The organism is Endozoicomonas sp. ONNA2 (genome assembly GCF_024606365.1).
In the GTDB taxonomy this organism is placed as follows: Bacteria; Pseudomonadota; Gammaproteobacteria; order Pseudomonadales; family Endozoicomonadaceae; genus Endozoicomonas.
Window position 1 is genome coordinate 1 of record NZ_JAHHPO010000908.1, and the last position, 3,945, is coordinate 3,945.

General features: G+C 43.5%; 1 protein-coding gene. It reads right to left on the bottom strand.

The window, feature by feature from the left end:
- Positions 1-223: 223 nt before the first annotated feature.
- Positions 224-3,625, bottom strand: a complete 3,402-nt coding sequence (locus KDK14_RS16150) for a hypothetical protein (protein ID WP_257266205.1) — start codon at positions 3,623-3,625, stop codon at positions 224-226.
- Between the last annotated feature and the right edge of the window lie 320 nt (positions 3,626-3,945).

Consider the following 3,945-nt stretch of genomic DNA (forward strand, 5'->3'; position numbering starts at 1 on the left):
TTTTGTGGAACGTGGGAGTCTGTATGGAATCGAATGTCGTCGGGAAGCTACTTTCTTCCCCTCGTCATGCGTGTGGAAATGCAGAAGAAGGTTGGAGGCACGAGACCGCTGGGCTCTTCATGAAAAGACGACAGTAGCCGACCGCATAGCCCAAACGGTGGTGAAGATGATCGTTGAGCCAGTAGTGGAACCTTTTTTCCATGAATGTGCACTGGATACACATTCAGCAGGTGGAATTGGTATTAAAAACCCTGGAACGCAGAGTCTTGGCCAGTTTGCCCAAGGCTTGATCAGGGTAATTGTCCTGCAGACGCTCCAAAACATGCACAAGCACAATAACTGATGCGGGCTCAAGTTTTGGCTCTATAGACTCAAGGGCTGCAACGATATTAATGCGCGTTATTGCCATCAATGCACGGACAGGGCCTGCAGCCAGACCTACGGCCAGTTTGCATTCGTCAATCATGATGGTATCAAGTGGCCTGGCATGGGTCGGGTTACCAAGAGCCAGCTCAGGGAAATCGTAAGGCAGCAAGGTTGAGGGGGCAGAGTTCACAGGGGTGATCAAGTCAACCACATACACCCAGTAATTCTTTGTATACCCATGTTTATAACGAAGAATCAAGTTGCAGTAGTGACATTCTTTGCCGTAATAAACGGCCTTGGCATCGTTGGTAGTATCCAGTTGACACGCATCAGGCAAGAAATTATTTTTTCTGGCAGCTTTTTCGAAGTGGGCATGGATTCTTTTTTTGACATCACTGAATTGAGTGTTGTTAACTACCAAAAGATCGGTATCCCTTGGGGTGATTGAGCGATCAAAAACTCCCTGGCGTATTTGGCTCGACAACAGACCGCTGCTTTTTGCCAGTTCAAATGCCTTGCTTCCCCAGCGTGAAAGAACTTGTGCCTGATAAGCACGGCTCCCCAAATACGCCACAGGCTTTCCATCTTTTATCAACGCCTGTACTACGCTGGCTATCTGTTCATGAAAGTAATTTCTTGAAGCGAGGGTATCTGCAGTATCTGACGATAACGGTATGTTTGCGGCAAGATTTGCCAGAGCATCAGGCTTGTTGAGAGCTTGTTTTGTCGGTTGACCATTATGCATCCGGGCTGGACTAACAGTGGTTTTTTTGGCTAATGACAGCTTTTTAGATATATTTAGCTCTTTGACACAACCTTCTGTAAGATTAATATTTTTTTGCAGCTTATTCCTGCAACTGACTGTAGTCTGCTCAAGGTTGGCGATAGTTGGAAACTCATTTTTGAGAACGTCCATCCTCGTAGTACTAATTTTAACAAGAGCAGAACTCAAGCCCTGAATTTGTTGCAAGCAGTGGAGTAAAGTAGCATGAATTGACTCAAACAGCACAATTTTAAGACAAATGTCTTGATCATAACTGGCAGGTTCCCTGATTTTGTTGAAGAACCTTAAGACACTATTAAAACAGGTTTTGATCTTCTGGGTGATATTGTCAAATTTACTCATTTTATGGCTAATCTCGATACCATTTGCTTTGATTTTTTCTTTCCATTTGTCTTTGGTCATCTTAAGTGAGGGTAAAGGTTCAGTTACAGGGATGCTTGTAAGGCAGGCCTTCAGATCACTGGAAATGGAAGCGCATTGGCAAATAAACTCAACGAGCACTGTACAGTAATAACTGCAGTGGGAAAACGTTAGCAACAATTCGGTGTGGGGTGATTGTGGATTGTTAGTGAAAGTTTCGATTAGCCATTGACAAGATTCTTCATCCAGTTCTGAGACGCTGATGCCTGGATTGTATGCATCGCACGCTTTATTAAAGAACTTTATAATATCGTCATTATGGATAAGTAGCTGTGTCAACCGGGATTTCAGGTATTCAGAAAGCTGTTGCGGATTGTTATGGTTTGCCCCATCCGTGGCGGTATGTTGCATGATGGATTTTTCTTCCTCATCAAAGCTTTTTATGATGTCCGCCTTGTGATGGTCGGTCAGCATCGCAATTCTTTTTTCGGCAAGTGCTAAACGATGATAGAAATTGCTGGATTCCACTATATTGTTCAATAAGCCAAGCTTCTGCAACTGTACTGACCATGGGGTCAGAGTATCCAGTATTTGTTGAAGCTCTTCCGTCTTCCTTATCATGTTTAGCGGTAACTGGTTCTCAGTGGGACTCTCTTTGTGAGCAAGAAGGGTACTCAAATAAATAGAGGCAGCTTCAAGCCCCAGGCTAAAGTATAAATAAAGGGGGTAGTATCGGGATTCTGTATATTTTTCAAAATCACGATGCCATTGATTGATGTCGATTTCTTCCGCAGCAGGTTGATTGAGTCGTTGAATAACTGGCTCCAGTGAATACTCCCTTTGAAACACGATTCGACTGGTTGTTTCACAAGCCTCACTGACTGCATCCCATCGTCCGGCTACCAGGGCAGCATGGAATAAATCTGCACAGAACAGATGCTGCCCAATGATGTGTTGGAAAGCGCAGGCCGGTTGAAATTTTTGATCACTCCCTCCTTCTCTGTATTGATCAATTGAGCTGAAAAGAAATCCAGCGGCCGTTGTTACGATATTTTGATGATTTCTCTTGTCAGGGCTTTCCGTTGTTGTGTTAATTTCCAGTGACGCGGTAGCAATGGTGGTGAGCAGATTGCAGATCACGGCATTGAGTGAGTCTGGTTCACAGGGGACAGGTTGAAGCAGTTCCCGAGGTTGAGTATGTGAGATTGTGTGGTACTTTCTGATTTCTGGTGTTACCGGCGATCGATAGGCGATACTGCTTTTGACATCATCCTTTCTAAATTCACTCTCCATAATACAACGGATATCTGACAAGTTGCATGCAATAGATTGAATCAGATAGCTCATGTAATGCTTTGCATGGGAATGCTTCCCGAAGAACGATCGAGATATTATTCTATTGAGAATTCGATAGCAGTGGGCCAGGCATGATGTTACGTAAAACATATCATCGCTCAAAAAAAGATGTTTGGAGAACTCTTTTTTGTGCTCCAGGCTTGGTAATCGTAATCTGTTGAACTGATCTACAATTTTGTATGTATTGTTTTTGAGTGCATGATATTTAATCGTTAGACGCTTCAACAATGCTTGATTACTGTAAATTGATGAATGTAACTTTAAATCGTCTATTTCATCAATATTTACCTTCAAACAATCTGTTTCAAATTTGTTAAGTTGATTATTAATTTCGTATATTTCAAGTCTGAAGATATTGAGATCCTCTATCGAAATTCGCCGGTCAGGCGGTGTCTCGTCAAAACGAGCAATTGTATCCATAATGATTTCATCAGGCAGTGGCTTCGGGGCAGCGGCAGTGGCAGGACAGGAGGCTGATGGCTGTTTCCTCTGGCTTTGGCCGGAAACTGGAGGGGGTTGAGGCGTATGAGACGTTTTATCTACGGTACAAGTCTCAGCCAGTCTTTCCTTTAGTGATAAATCAGCGGGCTGGGAGTGTGCCGTGTGACTGGACTTGTCAATACACAGGAAATGGGATTCTGGATTGACTACAGAAGCTGTTGCAGTGCCTGATTCTGCTTTCACCAGCGCTTCTGAGAGGCGCTGGGCGGCGCATTCTCCTGCGGGCTGCAGACGACGAGTGTTATGAACATTATGCATAATTATTATTAAAAGTACGTAAATTAATGGGCATTTTCATAAGTCAAACATGATTAATTTAATATTTGGACATGATTAATCCGGTTTGGTTCCATCGAAATTAAGTAGAATCAATGTTTCAGGTATTTGGTAAACGCAATGGGGTATAGCTGACTGAGAGATTTGGGGCCAGTCATTTTGGACACCGGCCTTGAGACAATGAACTTTTAGCCTGAAAATGGGTCTATTTATACAGGGCAGCCTCTTGGCTATCAATATCATCAAACCAGGAGGCTGTCCGAGAATAGCGCCCGTAGCGAGGATTGCGAGAAATTGAGGCT

Excerpts from the sequence above, each read along its gene's own strand:
- KDK14_RS16150 (WP_257266205.1), bottom strand. The coding sequence starts at position 3,625 with ATGCATAATGTTCATAACACTCGTCGTCTGCAGCCCGCAGGAGAATGC.